This window comes from Enterobacter sp. Acro-832, from assembly GCF_011752745.1.
In the GTDB taxonomy this organism is placed as follows: domain Bacteria; phylum Pseudomonadota; class Gammaproteobacteria; order Enterobacterales; family Enterobacteriaceae; genus Enterobacter; species Enterobacter quasiroggenkampii.
Map to the genome: position 1 here is coordinate 186,040 of NZ_VWWX01000001.1, position 14,715 is coordinate 200,754.

At 48.8% G+C, this 14,715-nt stretch carries 10 protein-coding genes; 5 read left to right on the forward strand and 5 right to left on the reverse strand.

Annotation, left to right across the window (positions count from 1 at the left end):
* Positions 1 to 9: 9 nt before the first annotated feature.
* Positions 10 to 525, reverse strand: coding sequence for a fimbrial protein (locus F3J31_RS00865; protein WP_167210678.1), 516 nt, complete (start codon positions 523 to 525; stop codon positions 10 to 12).
* A 360-nt stretch (positions 526 to 885) separates the two neighbouring features.
* Here F3J31_RS00865 and F3J31_RS00870 point away from each other — a divergent pair, with 360 nt between their 5' ends.
* Entirely contained in the window at positions 886 to 1,473 is a 588-nt protein-coding gene (locus tag F3J31_RS00870; RefSeq protein WP_167210681.1) for a LuxR C-terminal-related transcriptional regulator, read from the forward strand.
* Between the two features lie 24 nt (positions 1,474 to 1,497).
* On the opposite strand, the gene F3J31_RS00875 is transcribed toward F3J31_RS00870, so the two are convergent.
* Together F3J31_RS00875 and F3J31_RS00880 are read right to left on the reverse strand one after the other, a co-directional pair.
* Positions 1,498 to 5,115, reverse strand: a complete 3,618-nt coding sequence (locus F3J31_RS00875; protein ID WP_167210684.1) for a transporter substrate-binding domain-containing protein — start codon at positions 5,113 to 5,115, stop codon at positions 1,498 to 1,500.
* 3 nt (positions 5,116 to 5,118) lie between these two features.
* Positions 5,119 to 5,742, reverse strand: coding sequence for a response regulator transcription factor (locus F3J31_RS00880; RefSeq protein ID WP_165556741.1), 624 nt, complete (start codon positions 5,740 to 5,742; stop codon positions 5,119 to 5,121).
* Between the two features lie 421 nt (positions 5,743 to 6,163).
* On the opposite strand from F3J31_RS00880, the gene F3J31_RS00885 reads away from it, so the two are divergent.
* A complete protein-coding gene (locus F3J31_RS00885) occupies positions 6,164 to 7,048 on the forward strand; it encodes an EAL domain-containing protein (protein WP_167210687.1) in 885 nt (294 codons plus the stop codon).
* 596 nt (positions 7,049 to 7,644) lie between these two features.
* The gene (locus F3J31_RS00890; RefSeq protein ID WP_167210691.1) at positions 7,645 to 8,682 is read left to right on the forward strand and encodes an aldo/keto reductase; all 1,038 of its coding nucleotides are present in this window, start codon (positions 7,645 to 7,647) and stop codon (positions 8,680 to 8,682) included.
* 104 nt (positions 8,683 to 8,786) lie between these two features.
* Here F3J31_RS00890 and F3J31_RS00895 read toward each other — a convergent pair whose 3' ends face one another.
* Positions 8,787 to 9,773: an aldo/keto reductase gene (locus F3J31_RS00895; protein WP_167210694.1), complete on the reverse strand. Its 987-nt coding sequence runs from the start codon at positions 9,771 to 9,773 to the stop codon at positions 8,787 to 8,789.
* A gap of 212 nt (positions 9,774 to 9,985) precedes the next feature.
* Here F3J31_RS00895 and F3J31_RS00900 point away from each other — a divergent pair, with 212 nt between their 5' ends.
* Both F3J31_RS00900 and F3J31_RS00905 read left to right on the forward strand, forming a co-directional pair.
* Positions 9,986 to 10,894 carry a LysR family transcriptional regulator gene (locus tag F3J31_RS00900; RefSeq protein WP_167210696.1) on the forward strand — a complete coding sequence of 303 codons (909 nt, stop codon included), beginning with the start codon at positions 9,986 to 9,988 and terminating at the stop codon, positions 10,892 to 10,894.
* A gap of 68 nt (positions 10,895 to 10,962) precedes the next feature.
* Entirely contained in the window at positions 10,963 to 11,532 is a 570-nt protein-coding gene (locus F3J31_RS00905) for a hypothetical protein (RefSeq protein WP_167210699.1), read from the forward strand.
* A 41-nt stretch (positions 11,533 to 11,573) separates the two neighbouring features.
* On the opposite strand, the gene silA is transcribed toward F3J31_RS00905, so the two are convergent.
* Positions 11,574 to 14,714, reverse strand: a complete 3,141-nt coding sequence (silA, locus tag F3J31_RS00910) for a Cu(+)/Ag(+) efflux RND transporter permease subunit SilA (RefSeq protein ID WP_167212010.1) — start codon at positions 14,712 to 14,714, stop codon at positions 11,574 to 11,576.
* Position 14,715 lies beyond the last annotated feature (1 nt).

Genomic DNA, 14,715 nt, shown 5'->3' on the forward strand with positions numbered 1-14,715 from the left:
CCCGAATAATCAGTTGTAGACTACGGTGAAGTTGGCCGTGGAGTTTGCATCGCCAGGAGTGACTGTACTGGCTGTAGAGATATATGCCGCACTGAAGTTAAGCGTCGCGTTTCCTGAATTAATCGCAACAGGTTTCGAATCGGTAAAGAGTGGCAGAACGGATCCATCTGCATCGCGCAACTGAATACCCACGCCCGTTGCTTTTGTTGGTGTATCAGTAAGTGCCAGAACCGACGGATTACCGCCGTCAGGCGTTCCGTCAAATTTCACCGAAATATTACTGTGCGTAGTCGGGCAACTGCTCAGCACAACGCTAAAACCGGTAGCAGCTGAAGTGGTACCTGGTGCAGTAAATGAATTACTACCGATGGTGCCCAGCGTTACAGTCTGTGTTTTTGAGGCAGTTGATATATCACAGGTATCATCGGTGATATTACCGTTGAAGTTAATCGTACCATCAGTTGCGTGAGATGATGCTACGAACAGTGAGCTAACAATTGCGAAGGCCAGGATGTTGGTTTTCATATTTTTTTCCAGATAAAAGTTTAACTGCCACATAGCGATATATCTCTTAAGAGATACCTTCTTTTTTATCCCTGCATGCCATCATTAATACGGCAATACTCAGAATAATTATCCCGCGATTCATTCTCGGGATGACACTTATAGTGCCAGCAGTACTAATCTGGATCATTCAGATGGAGGCGGTAAACCTGTAGTCTACGACCTCCTGTTTTGTAGTCCTTTTCCTCAACAAAAACGAAAAAGTAGGACAGTACGCCAGCATCCGGTAAGTTATGTAGAATTTTGACTACACAATTCGACGTGCAATCTGATTTCATTCTTTTATTTCTAACTCTATTCTGTGATTTTTGGAGTTCAGAAATGATCAGCGTCTATACCAACGATCTTGTTTTTTACAACGGAATAACACAGCTTTTGAAACCTGTCGTAACAGACATACAACGTTCACCTGCAAACTGTACTGACGTCTCTTCTTCTGAGATAAAAATATCTCTTTTCATTGTCGATATGCATGGTTTAACCTTCACACTGGAGGAGATGCTCCAGGCGCTGGAGAATATAAAAGAACATCACCCTTCTGCCAAAGTATTGCTGATTGCTACACGAATTAATAAGGTGACGTATAATACGTTATGTAAGTTTAACAAGGAAATTTCAGTTGTGTCGGCGAGAAGTTTTTTTGAATATTGCATGCTTAAATTTTCACAAACCCATAAGACAACCCCATCAAACATCATAGGTAATGAACGTGCAGCATTGACAAAAAGAGAAATACAGGTATTGAAATATATTGCGACAGGAAATCCTCTTAAAAGGATCAGTAGTGCAACAAACCTTAATGAAAAAACCATCAGCTACTATAAGTGTTCAATCATGAGAAAATATGGATGCAATAACATGCTAGAGTTTAAAAAGGTCATGGAAGAACTCGGTTATTATTCATTCTAGTAAAAGGGGGCCTGGCCCCCTACCTTACTTATGGTTTTCTAACCAATGTTCAATGCAGCTGTTAAGTTGTTTAACTTCTCTTTCTACACTCTGCCATGTCATTGTTAATTGATGGAGGTTCGGCGTAACATCCAAACATAGCGTTTCTAAACTTCTGCAGTGCTTCTCGGCACTGCGAGCGCCGATAATTTGTGCTGCGCCTGAAATTCTGTGGATACACTTAGCGAGCTCAGGCCAGTCCTCTAGCTGGTATAAATCCTCCGCTAAAAGGAGATCCTCCTGGTTACTTTTAAGAGTCACAGACAAGAGTTCTGATAACATTCCGTTATCATTATGAGTCAAAACAGATAAATCACTTAAGCTGAGTAAATCACTTAACTGAACTGAACAATCAGATTCACTCCCTAACCGGTCGGCGACAGTATTTAAAATCGCCTGGAGTTGAGGAAGCTGAAGCGGCTTAAAGAGACAATCATCCATTCCGGCATGTAGACACTTATTGCGCTCTTCCGGCCAGGCATTAGCCGTGAGCCCAAGAATAGTAACATGCCTGGTCTGATGCTGACGGATATGTTTCGTTAGTGCTAAACCGTCCATACCCGGCATACTACAATCGGTGATAATCGCATCAAATTCCTGAGCTTGCCATAGTTCCCAAGCCTCATTGCCCTCTTTTGCCTCAGTAACCTGATGGCCAAGATGTAAAAGCTGATGTTTTAACAGCATTCTGTTCGCTGGGTGATCGTCGACTGCAAGAATACGCAATGTCCTGTGAGGAGCATTATTCTCTGGTTCAATTTGGGTATCTGGCTCTCTGCGTTCCATATGACTATCAGCAGGGATCTCGAAAGTAACCGTTGTGCCTTTGCCCAGCTCACTTTTCATCCTGATATCGCCCCCCATCATTCTTACAAGCTGCAAGCAGATTGCCAGCCCAAGACCTGATCCACTTTGCGTTCGTCCTGCGCGGGCCTGGACCCAGGGGTCAAAAATATCTGCCTGCTCTTCCTTAGAAATCCCTTTTCCGGTATCGCTTACGCTGACGCTCAATATGATATTTCCGTCGTTTCTGCTGTAATTGATGTCCAGATCCACCTCAACATGGCCCTGCTCAGTGAATTTTATGGCGTTGCTGACCAGGTTGGATAAAACCTGCCTGAAGCGTAATGGGTCGAGAAAAACTTCATATGGCATAACACCGGGCAACATGCTTTTGAGCTGGAGGTTTTTTTGTCTGGCAAGTCCCTCAAAGACGCGAACAATTGGAGGTAGCAAGTCGCTTGTTCTGACCCATTCAGGTGCCAGCTCCAGCCGACCGGACTCAATACGAGCCATATCCAGAATATCACCAATAAGACCCATAAGGTTTTTCGCTGATTCCCATGCGACTCTGATTGTGTCCTCTTTATCCGCTTCTGTTTGGGTTGTTTTTACAGCTAACTCGAGGAGACCAATAATCGCACTGACCGGGGTCCGAATTTCATGGCTCATCGTGGCCAGGAATGTGCTTTTTGCACGGTTCGCCTGTTCAGCTCTCTCACGCGCGTCTTTCAGCGCGCCATTCAGCTCTTCCTGTTCGGTCATATCCATCCACGTACATATAAAGCCGCCCGGGAGACCCAACCCATCAGTAAATGTCACCGCGTAATGGAGGACACTTCTGTTTTTCTCACCGTCAAAGACTTGCTCATAGCCGATGTAAGGATGCATGGTATCACCCGATTCAGTTATGTTTTGCGTGACGTTGAGCCACAGTGCATGCATTGGATGCTGCTCTTCGTACAATCCTTTTTGTAATAGCGCGTGACTGGAGCCAGAGAAAAACGCCTCGAAAGAGGGATTGCACAAGCGCAGGTTGCCATCAAGATCGGTAACATAGACAGGGAGTGGCAACGTATTGATAAGTGTTTCATTAAATCGTAACTGATCCTGTAGCCCTGTTTGCGCTTTTTTCCTGGCGGAAATCTCCTTGCGCATATAATAGACCCACAAAAGTGAGGTTAATACAATGATCCCCGCGACGCCTGACACGAGCCAGAATTGCGTCCGGTAGAGCTCCCATGTGTTCAGTCGAACATCTGGACGAATCTGCCATTTTTTAATTATGTCGCTGATGTCAGAAGGAGAAATACTCTCAAGGGCTTTATTCAGTATCCTGAGCAGCTCAGGCTGATTACGCGCAACCGCAAAGCTGATTTCACCATCCGGAGCATCAATGCTTTCCGCTATCTTTAACTTACCCTGAAAATAACGGTTAATCATATAGCTTGCGCCATATAGGGTATGAACGGCAACGTCAGCGTTACCTTCAACAACGTTTTGCATCGCGACACTCGCATTCGGTGTCTCTATCAACTGAGTAGCTGGATGTTCTGCCGTAAATTTTTCCGCAAGTGGGTTATCTTTTACAAGGGCGACACGAAGATCGGTTTTTTCCTCGAGGTTTTCGGTCTCCCCCTCCCGCGTGACAGTAACGAAAGGAGATTTAAAATAAGGGCGGGTAAAAAAGAATGCATCATTGCGTTTATCGCTATGGCTCAACGCGCCGATGAATAACGCTTCACCCTGATCTAATTGCTGCTGCATCGCCTTCAATGATTTTGCAGGCACAGGGATAAACTCGATACCGGTGCGTTGACTAATCAACTTCAAAATATCAGCAGTAACGCCATAAAAATTGCCGTTAGCATCCGTCATTGTAAAAGGCGCATAAAACGCGTTTACTGAAACTTTTACCGCGCGATGACGATCGATCCATTTGCGTTCCCGCTCATTAAAAATAACGGAGTTACCCAGACTCCATATATCCGAGCCCTCACTCCATTGCTGCATAATGACTTTTGACTGTGCCAGAGGAATTGCATTGAGGCCTTCGTTCAGCGTTCTTAACAGAATCTCATCTTCACGCCTTACAACAAAGCGGCTTCCTGTATCTCGTTCAGGATATACCCCCTGAAATTCCAGGTAATTGGTGAAGTTTCGATCGAGTAAGTATGACGTTGTTACCAGATTACCGATGAAAAAATCATTTTTATTAAATGCAACTGATGCAAGTGCCTGCTCATCAGTATCAAAATGCATAATCCTGACGCCAGGGAAATTTTCATTAATCCATTCGTCATCCACATACCATTTTGCAATCGCCAGTCTCATGCCGGGTTGATAGGTGAAGTTTTTCCCTGAAGAGATCTTCTGGTGAACTAAGACGGGATGATCGGGGATAAAACGCTCGGTATAGCTGAGTTCACCGCTAAAAGGTGGGGTTTTACCGGAGGAGTCCACCATCAGATCAACATAGCGATTACGGAGCGCATTTAAGGCACTTTCACGGCTTGGGAAGTCCTTTACTTCAACTTTCACACCAAGATAGCTCGAGACCAGCATCAGATAGTCTGCGGTCATACCTTCAAACTTACCGTCCTGAGTAAACATATCCAGAGGCGGAATCTCGGGTCGCCATACTGCCACCGTAAGCACTCTTTTTTTACCAAGCCAACGCCAGTCTTCATCACTGAGATTAAACGCACGAGGATCGTAGGTTTCTCTGCTTAGCATTTGAAGCGGCTGAACGGTATCCGTTCCAGCAGCATTCGCGCCAAAAGAAGCAATTAAGGCAATTGCTAAAAAGATAAAAGGTTTCACTATTTAGTCCAGATTATGTCGGCGAGCGAAATCAATAAGTTCAAGGGTCGTATTCAGCTCAAGCTTAGAAAGAATTCGGGTTTTATAGGTGCTTACCGTTTTATTGCTAATATGCATTTTTTCAGCAATCTCTATAACTTTGTCACCACGTGCGATGTTTTGAAGAACCTGTAGCTCTCGATTAGAGAGTGATTTGATAATCGCGACTTCAGCAGTCGGAAGCCTGGTTTGTCCGGAGTCCTTACGATTCAGAGGGAAATAACCATAACCTCGAAGCACGGCCCGAACGGCATCACCAAGCTCCTCCAAATTATTTTTTTTACCAATAAAACCATCTGCTCCCGTACTCATGCAACGACTAAGGTAATGTTCATCATCGCGGGCAGTAAGAACGAGGATACCCCCGCTGTAATCGTTCGCCCTGAGTTTTCCGATGAGCTCAATACCGCCCAATCCCGGCATATCGAGATCAACAACAATCATATCGGGTTTTAACTCTCTGATTAGCCGCAGAGCTTCATATCCCTCCCCGGCTTCTGCAACGATGTTATACCCGTCTTTTTCCAAAAGCATGCGAACAGCCAGACGTGCTACTGGATGATCGTCAATAATTAAAATGTTAGCCATAGCCGTCCCGAAGTCAGATCGCGAAGTTTGGTAAAATGATATTAACCAATTGTAGTTTAAGCACAATCAGACTGGCTGTACTATTTTCAAAAAATGTAGTCCATGGACTACAAGTCGCCTGACTACATCCTACAGGTAGCAATCCGATGCCATAAGGAAAAGTAGGCGTTTACGTATCGCTGGGACAAGCGTGACGCATATCATAAGTGGGAGACAACAGATGTGAGCGTACTTTCAGCCTAAATGTGTCGACATGATACGCAGTTGACGGAGGTAAAAACTGCATTTTCGGTCGAATGGTTTAACTTTACCTGCCCTGTATGTCGTCTTTTTCATACAAAGCATGTTATGGGGTCTCATATCCTTATAAAGTTTGATTTGGCAAACTGTTTCTGGACACTTTAAAATAGAAGTCGAGACTATGATTAATGAAACTGGCCAAATTATTTTCTTAAATATTATCATTATATCAGCTATATATTTGTTGCTAACTGCCATAAAATTGTTACGAAGCAGGCATTTATATAAAAGCTCCATAAAGCATGAAATACTTAAAGGAATAAGAAATGGAGAGTTTTATGTTCATTATCAACCCGTATTTGAGACAAATTCTGGATCTTGCTGCGGAGCAGAGGCCTTAATACGGTGGCGCCGTGTTGACGGCAAGTCCGTACCTCCTTCGATTTTCATTCCTGAAGCAGAGAAAGAAGGTATTATCATACAGTTGACTCAGCATCTTTTCAGTCTCATTGCAGATGATCTTAAAGAATGGGAAATATCAGCACCCTTTCATTTAGGAGTGAACATTTCTGGTGCGCACTTGATTGATGAAAAATTCACTACTGATATTATTAATTTTTTCGAGACACTTGATGATTCATTTAAGTTGGTTCTTGAAATTACTGAACACAGTGCAGTACAGAAAACAGAATTAGTATATCAAAGGCTGAATGCACTTCGTCATAAGGGATGCTATGTGGCTATAGATGATTTTGGAACGGGATACAGTTCGCTGGGACTGCTTCAAACCCTACCGGTCGACTATCTCAAAATTGATAAAATGTTTATAGATTGCGTCAGATTAGAAAATATGGACACTGATATTTTGGAATGCATTATTAGTCTCTGCAAAAAACTGGGCATTGACGCTATTGCCGAAGGCGTTAGCGATGACTACCAAGCTGATTGGCTTAAAAGTCAGCAGGTCAATTATACTCAAGGCTTTTATTATTCCAGACCTAAAAATGCATTGAATTTTATTGAATGGTATTATGATTTTAATAAAAGCATTAATTCCGGTCGGTAATGCAATCGAAATAATGCTTTGAGAACATAAAATTTGTAGATAACAAAACGTCAGTTTATTGATGCACATCAATAATTCGAGTTCATCCTACGGGCGGTTTTATACAAACCCGGAAACCATAGAAAAGTGCTGCAGCATTGTCTTGTGAGTTCAACGGTACACCGCAACGCTTTACATTGGTTGAACTCTCTGCAGCTATCGCAACATGCACATAAATTAAAACGACCAAATAGCACTAAAACAGCCTCAAAAGCTGTTGTTTGGGGTTGGTTCATGAAGTTAATTTGTGACGTAAACATTTTTACTGACAAAAAAACCATAAACATCAATCAATTATACGCACTATTGTCTATGAACTTGATTTTAGAACAATATAAGTTAAATTGACTTCATAGGTCTATTCTCCATGGTGCTGTCATGCAGCAGCAGAAATCAGGACATTGGTGTCCTCCCTTCTCGATAAAATCCACCGTCGATAACAAACCATTTGTGAGAAAAACTCACAGCACCATTCGATAGCACATGCTGGTCCCCTTCATACCAGTGCAATAACCTGTCGCATACAGAATTGCTGGTAATAAAAGAAGGAACACCGAATGAAGTATGTGAATCTGGGTCGTAGCGGTTTGAAAGTCTCCCGTCTTTGTCTCGGTTGTATGAGCTATGGTGACCCCGAACGTTTGCCTCAACCCTGGTCCCTGGATGAAAAAGCGTCACGTCCGCTCATTCGTCATGCGCTTGAAGCTGGCATTAATTTTTTTGATACCGCAAATATCTACTCGGGCGGAAGTTCTGAAGAGATAACAGGAAAAGCGCTGAGAGAAATGGCCAGACGCGACGAGATCGTTGTGGCGACAAAGACCTTCTTTCCATGGCGCAACTCACCCAATACCGGGTTTCTTTCCCGCAAGGCCATTTTTCAGTCTATTGACGATAGCCTGATGCGCTTAGGTATGGATTATGTGGATCTCTTTCAAATTCACCGCTTTGACCACTCCACGCCTGTTGAAGAGACCATGGAGGCTCTGCATGACCTCGTTAAATCAGGAAAAGTACGTTACATCGGCGCATCATCTATGGAAGCCTGGCGCTTTGCAAAAATGCAGCATACTGCAGAGCGTAAAGGCTGGTCCCGATTTATTACGATGCAACCGCAATACAACCTGCTTTACCGGGAAGAAGAGCGCGAGATGCTGCCCCTGTGTGAAGACCAGGGCGTTGTTGTGATCCCCTGGAGTCCGATGGCACGCGGCAGGCTCACGCGCGACTGGAGTGTCACGTCCCGACGAACGCAAAACGATGCCTTTGCGTTAAAAATGTATGAGAACGCAGCCCTGCTGGATAAGCCCGTTGTTGATGTTGTTGCAAGAATTGCTGAAAAGCACGATGTGCCAAGAGCCCATGTTGCAATTGCCTGGTTGCTATCAAAAACGGTCATCACAGCACCGATCATCGGCGCGACGAAACCAGAACATCTTTCCACGGCTATCAGCGCGCTGGACTTTTCACTTAGCGATGCAGAAATCACGGAACTCGAGGCACACTATCTGCCGCACCCCGTCGACGGGATCATCCCCCCACTTCCGGATACGCCACCTTCACTCACGCCGCCTTCAGCAATACAGGACTGTTAATGCCCTACCCTGGCCCGGCGTTGCCGGGTCCCCCAGTAAAGGTTTAACTTTTATCAAACTGACTCTCGGTTAACGGGTCTGCGCGACCACCCTACATACGGTAATTACCAGGCATAAGCCTGGGGCGCTTCTCCCCCGGGTCCGGGCCAGATTTCGTCGAGACAGCTCATGGTGTCGTCTGATAGCGTGATTGTCGTTGCGTGAACCGCCTGCTTGAGTTGTTCGACCGTACGAGGCCCGATAAGTGGAGCAGTAACGACAGGATTCTGCAGGAGCCACGCAAGCGCAACATCGGAAGGGGTTTCGCCGAGGTCCTCACATAATCCTTCGTAGGCTTCCAACTGAGGACGGTGTTGTTCAATTAGACGGGCAAACGCGGGCCTTGCACGGCGCCCGCTTGCCATCTTTTTCAATGCGCCGCCAAGCAACCCTCCGGCAAGTGGACTCCAGGGGATCAATCCCATGCCAAAATGGCGGCATGCGGGAATGACCTCCAGCTCAACAGTTCGGGCAGTTAGATTGTAGAGACTTTGCTCAGCAACCAGGCCAAGGAAATGACGGGCCGTAGCAACTGACTGCGCAGTCGCAATGTCCCAGCCCGCGAAATTGCTGCTACCGATATAAAGCACTTTTCCCTGCTGAACAAGGAGTTCCATGGCCTGCCAGATCTCTTCCCATGGCGTATGGCGATCGATGTGATGCATCTGATAGACGTCAATATGGTCGGTCTTAAGCCGTCGCAAACTGTCCTCGCAGGCCTTGCGAATATGATACGCAGAAAGCCGGCGATCGTTCGGACCTGGTCCCATAGGCTGATAGACTTTCGTCGCCAGAACGATACGGTCTCGCCGGCCACCCTGCTGGAGCCAGCGTCCAATAATCTCTTCGGACAGCCCCGAGCCTTGCTGGATATCGGGTGATTGTTCAGTGCCATACACGTCTGCTGTATCAATGAAATTTATACCCGCCTCAAGCGCTTCATCCAGAATGCGGGCGCTGGTTTTCTCGTCGGTGACGTCACCAAAATTCATGGTTCCGAGACAAAGGCGGCTGACTTTCAGGCCGGTGCGGCCAAGATGCGTATAGTTCATACACGGCTCCGTTAGGTGAATGTTCCGCCCTGACCGACGGCCAGAGCGCATAATTTTCAAGAATAACGAAGCACAACGTGTCCAGTGAGAGGACATGAGTGGATGGACTTGTGAAATAAATTCAGCAATGGATTAGCCCTAATCGGTCTATGGTGTATATCATTTCCGTATCAACGCATTCAGGCCTTAACGCACAAGGAAAATTATTCTGTATGCAAATAAGCAGAGCGGATGTCGCCGATCTCATTTATTTCATGGCTATTGCACGTCATCGCAGTTTCAGCCGTGCGGCGATTGAATTAGGTGTCAGTGCATCAGCGCTTAGTCATGCCCTGAAGGGACTGGAAACCCGGCTCGGGGTTCGCCTGCTTAATCGCACGACCAAGAGCGTTACCCCTACGGCTGCAGGTGAAGAACTGGTTCAGTCTGTCCTTCAGCCTTTCGACAAGATAGAAGGCGCGCTTGAATCGCTTAACCGGTATCGTAATACCCCTACCGGACGTATCCGCATCAATGCTGCCGTTGAAGCGGCCAATCTTTTGCTTGCGCCAGTTATGCCCGCGTTTATGGATCGCTATCCCGATATTGAAATCGATATTGTGGCCAGCAACCGTATGGTTGACGTCACTGATGCGGGCTTCGATGCCGGTATCCGCTATGGTGGCACCGTTCCGGAAGACATGGTTGCCCGGCGTTTATCTGCCGATATTCGCTGGGTTATCGCAGCATCCCCCGACTACCTTGAACGCTACGGAACGCCTGAACATCCTGATGATTTATTACACCATCGCTGTATAAGCAATCGTCTCGGCGACGATCGGATTTATCGCTGGGAACTTGAGCGAGATGGTGAAACGTACCAAATTAGTGTGCCTGGCTCAATGACCGTCAATCAAGCTGAAACGGGCCTTGTGGCCGTACTGGGCGGGGCCGGTCTGATGTATTTTCCGGAGCCTCTTGTTGCACCCTATGTGAAGGATGGTCGGCTCCGCCTGGTGCTGACGGAATGGTCCCCGCTGGAGGAAGGTTTTTATATCTATTATTCAAGCCGCCGGCAACTGCCGACCGGGCTTCGCCTTCTGATAGAGTTCATCCAGGAGGCCAGGCCGCTGGGGTTGTGAAATAGCGTCGCCGTACTGAACGATGGGTCATCGTCTCATTTTTACCTAACTGAACGCTGAGTATTCAAATGTTTAAAGTTTTAACCCGTCGCCTGCAACACTGTAACGAGGTGGCTACCAGCATAAGCAATACCTCCCCGACACAGCTGCAACAGCTAAAGACTCAGTTGGCTGAAGAAATGGGCAAACCTGTGGGTCTACACACCATGGGTATTCCGGCGGCAATCAGTACTCTCGGGGTAATTGTCAGCTTCGCGATTCCTCAGCTGTGGTTGGGCTATGGTGTACTCGCCGCACTCGGCCAGCCAGCCGAACGCGTATTCGTGTGGGTTGTGCTGATCGCCCTCCTGTTCGCAAGCGTCAACGGCGTGACGATGTTTATGATTGGCAAAGGCAGCATGCGCGCCGTGCGGTTACATCTTACGCTGGCGGTGATGAGTCTGGTATTAACGGCAGCCTATCTGCTGGCCGCGCTGAGCGGTAGCGCTGCTCCGGGCGTCAGTCTGACCGCTGCGATGGTGAGTACTGTCATGCTGGGGCTTAGCGGCAGCTGCATCTTCTCTACCGCTTTCTATAAGATGCTGCTATTTACTCTGCATAACAGAGCCTGGCGCAAACTGATCAGCAAGGCGCGCTAAGCATTCATCACGTAAAAACCCGCCGCTACCGGCGGGTTTTTTTATGGTTTTTTATGTCTGCGCAACCAAATTAACTTATACGCCGCAGGAATAATAAACAGCGATAGTAGCGGTGCCGTAATCATCCCGCCGATCATGGGCGCCGCTATCCGGCTCATGACTTCTGACCCTGCGCCGGTCCCCCAGAGAATGGGCAGCAGACCCGCGATGATCACCGCGACGGTCATTGCCTTTGGCCGCACGCGCAGCACGGCACCATGATAAAGCGCCTCATCAAGCCCCTGTTCGGTGAACGTTTCCTGGCGGGACAACGCCGGATGTGCTTCAACGGCATGACGCAAATACATCAGCATGACCACCCCAAATTCTGCCGCCACCCCGGCCAGGGCGATAAACCCGGTGCCGGTTGCAACTGACATATGAAAACCCTGCCAGTAGAGGAACCATATCCCGCCGACCAGCGCGAACGGCAGGCTCATCAGGATCAGCAACGCTTCGTCCACGCGACGGAACGCCAGATAGAGCAGAATGAAAATGATCATCACCGTCATCGGCACCATCAGCTTCAGTTTCTTGTTGGCGTGTTCAAGCAGTTCAAACTGTCCGGAGAATGACACGCTGGTACCCGGCCTCAGCTTTACGTTCTGACCGATGGCCGTTTTAATGTCGTTCACTACGGACACCATATCCCTGCCACGGGCATCGATATAAATCCAGCTCGCAGGTCGGGCATTCTCCGTTTTTAGCATCGTGGGGCCGGAAACCACGTTGATATCCGCCACATCACCCAGCGTGATCTGCTGTTTCATCGGCGTCAGGATCGGCATCTGCCTCAACGCGTTCGGGCTGTTCCGGTAGTCCTGAGGATAACGAATATTAATCGGGTAGCGGGCCACGCCTTCCACCGTTTCCCCCACCGTCGCGCCGCCGATGGCCGAGGAGACGAACAGCTGCACGTCGCCCACCGTCATTCCATAGCGGGAGGCTTTCTCCCGGTTGATATCGACATCAATGTAGCGCCCGCCTTCCAGACGTTCAGCGAGGGCAGACACCACGCCTGGCACCGTTTTGGCGACGGCCTCTATGCGCTGCGCCGTGGCGTCGATATCAGCCAGAACGGTACCTGACACCTTGATACCAATGGGGCTTTTAATCCCGGTTGAAAGCATATCGATGCGGTTGCGGATGGGCGGAACCCAGAGATTCGCCAGGCCAGGCAAACGAACGGTCTTATCGAGCTCGTCAACGATCTTGTCAATCGTCATGCCGGGTCGCCACTGATCCTCTGGCTTAAGCTGAATGGTGGTTTCGACCATTTCGAGCGGCGCGGAATCCGTTGCCGTTTCGGCTTTACCGGTTTTACCGAACACCGATGCCACCTCAGGCACGGTTTTGATGAGTTTGTCCGTGGTCTGCAGGAGCGCCGCCGCTTCTGCCGGAGACACGCCTGGTAATGTCGAGGGCATATACAGCAGATCGCCTTCGTTGATCTTCGGTAAAAACTCGCCACCCACCTGGCTCAGGGGCCAGATCACCGTGAAGATGGATAATGCCGCAACCAGCAGGGTTGTTTTAGGCCAGTGGAGCACCCGAATCAGAAGCGGATGATAGGCGTTAATCAACAGTCTGTTCAGCGGGTTACGGGTCTCGGCAGGGATGTTACCCCGGATCCAGAATCCCATCAGAATGGGGATCACGATGATGGCCAGCGCGGCCGCCCCCGCCATCGCATACGTTTTCGTGAAGGCCAGCGGACCAAACAGCCGCCCTTCCTGACCCTCGAGGGTAAAGATGGGAATGAACGACAAGGTGATGATCAGCAGGCTGATAAACAGGGCTGGCCCCACTTCAACGGAGGCACTGGTGATCACCTGCCAGCGGGTGGCGTTGTCAATCTGTTCCCCCGGATGCTGGTGATCCCACTCTTCCAGCCGTTTATGCGCATTTTCAATCATCACGATGGCGGCATCCACCATTGCGCCGACGGCAATGGCAATACCTCCGAGCGACATAATATTGGCGTTCAGCCCCTGGAAATGCATGACGATGAAGGCAATACACAGGCCAAGCGGCAGAGAAATAATCGCCACCAGCGCTGAGCGAATGTGCCAGAGGAACAGCGCGCAGACGATGGCCACCACAATAAACTCTTCAAGAAGCTTGCCGCTCAGGTTATCAATGGCCCGGTCGATGAGCTGGCTGCGATCGTAGGTGGTCACAATCTCAACGCCTTCCGGCAGGCTGGCCTTCAGCGTCTCCAGCTTATCTTTCACCGCCGTGATGACCTCGCGCGCATTTTTACCCGAACGCAGGATCACCACGCCGCCCGCCACTTCACCCTGCCCGTTCAGCTCGGCAATACCGCGGCGCATTTCCGGCCCTGTTTGTACGCGGGCAACGTCACGCAGATAGATCGGTACGCCGTTCTCGCCGGTTTTCAGGACAATGTGATTGAAATCATCGATGGTCTGCAGATAGCCGCTGGCCCGAACCATATATTCCGCTTCCGCGATTTCTACGGACGATCCCCCTGCTTCCTGGTTAGACGACTCAAGGGCCTGCTTAACCTCCGGCAGGCTGACGCCATACTGTGCCAGCTTTAACGGGTCAACCTGAATCTGATACTGCTTCACCACGCCGCCGACGGAGGCCACCTCGGCCACGTTCGGGATCGTTTTCAGCTCAAACTTCAGGAACCAGTCCTGCAATGAGCGCAGCTCGGCGAGATCGTGTTTTCCGCTGCGATCCACCAGCGCATATTCAAATATCCAGCCCACGCCGGTGGCATCCGGGCCGATCTCGGAACTCACGCCATCAGGGAGTTTGCCCTGAACCTGGTTCAGGTACTCCAGCACGCGCGAACGGGCCCAGTACAAATCGGTGCCATCTTCAAAAATGACATAGACATACGAATCACCAAACTGCGAAAAGCCGCGCACGGTCTTCGCGCCGGGAACCGACAGCATGGTGGTGGTGAGTGGATAGGTCACCTGGTTTTCAACAATCTGCGGGGCCTGGCCGGGATAGCTGGTTTTGATAATCACCTGAACGTCAGACAGATCGGGCAACGCATCGACCGGCGTATTGATGATGGTCCATGTTCCCCAGACGCTGAGAAACAGCGCCCCCATCATAACCAGGAAACGATTAGCCACTGACCGCCGGATAATCCATTCAATCATC

What these genes read in the sequence shown, in the direction of transcription:
- F3J31_RS00865 (WP_167210678.1), bottom strand. Translation starts at nt 525, where the DNA reads ATGAAAACCAACATCCTGGCCTTCGCAATTGTTAGCTCACTGTTCGTA.
- F3J31_RS00870 (WP_167210681.1), top strand. Translation starts at nt 886, where the DNA reads ATGATCAGCGTCTATACCAACGATCTTGTTTTTTACAACGGAATAACA.
- F3J31_RS00880 (WP_165556741.1), bottom strand. Translation starts at nt 5,742, where the DNA reads ATGGCTAACATTTTAATTATTGACGATCATCCAGTAGCACGTCTGGCT.
- F3J31_RS00885 (WP_167210687.1), top strand. Translation starts at nt 6,164, where the DNA reads ATGATTAATGAAACTGGCCAAATTATTTTCTTAAATATTATCATTATA.
- F3J31_RS00890 (WP_167210691.1), top strand. Translation starts at nt 7,645, where the DNA reads ATGAAGTATGTGAATCTGGGTCGTAGCGGTTTGAAAGTCTCCCGTCTT.
- F3J31_RS00895 (WP_167210694.1), bottom strand. Translation starts at nt 9,773, where the DNA reads ATGAACTATACGCATCTTGGCCGCACCGGCCTGAAAGTCAGCCGCCTT.
- F3J31_RS00900 (WP_167210696.1), top strand. Translation starts at nt 9,986, where the DNA reads ATGCAAATAAGCAGAGCGGATGTCGCCGATCTCATTTATTTCATGGCT.
- F3J31_RS00905 (WP_167210699.1), top strand. Translation starts at nt 10,963, where the DNA reads ATGTTTAAAGTTTTAACCCGTCGCCTGCAACACTGTAACGAGGTGGCT.
- silA (WP_167212010.1), bottom strand. Translation starts at nt 14,714, where the DNA reads ATGATTGAATGGATTATCCGGCGGTCAGTGGCTAATCGTTTCCTGGTT.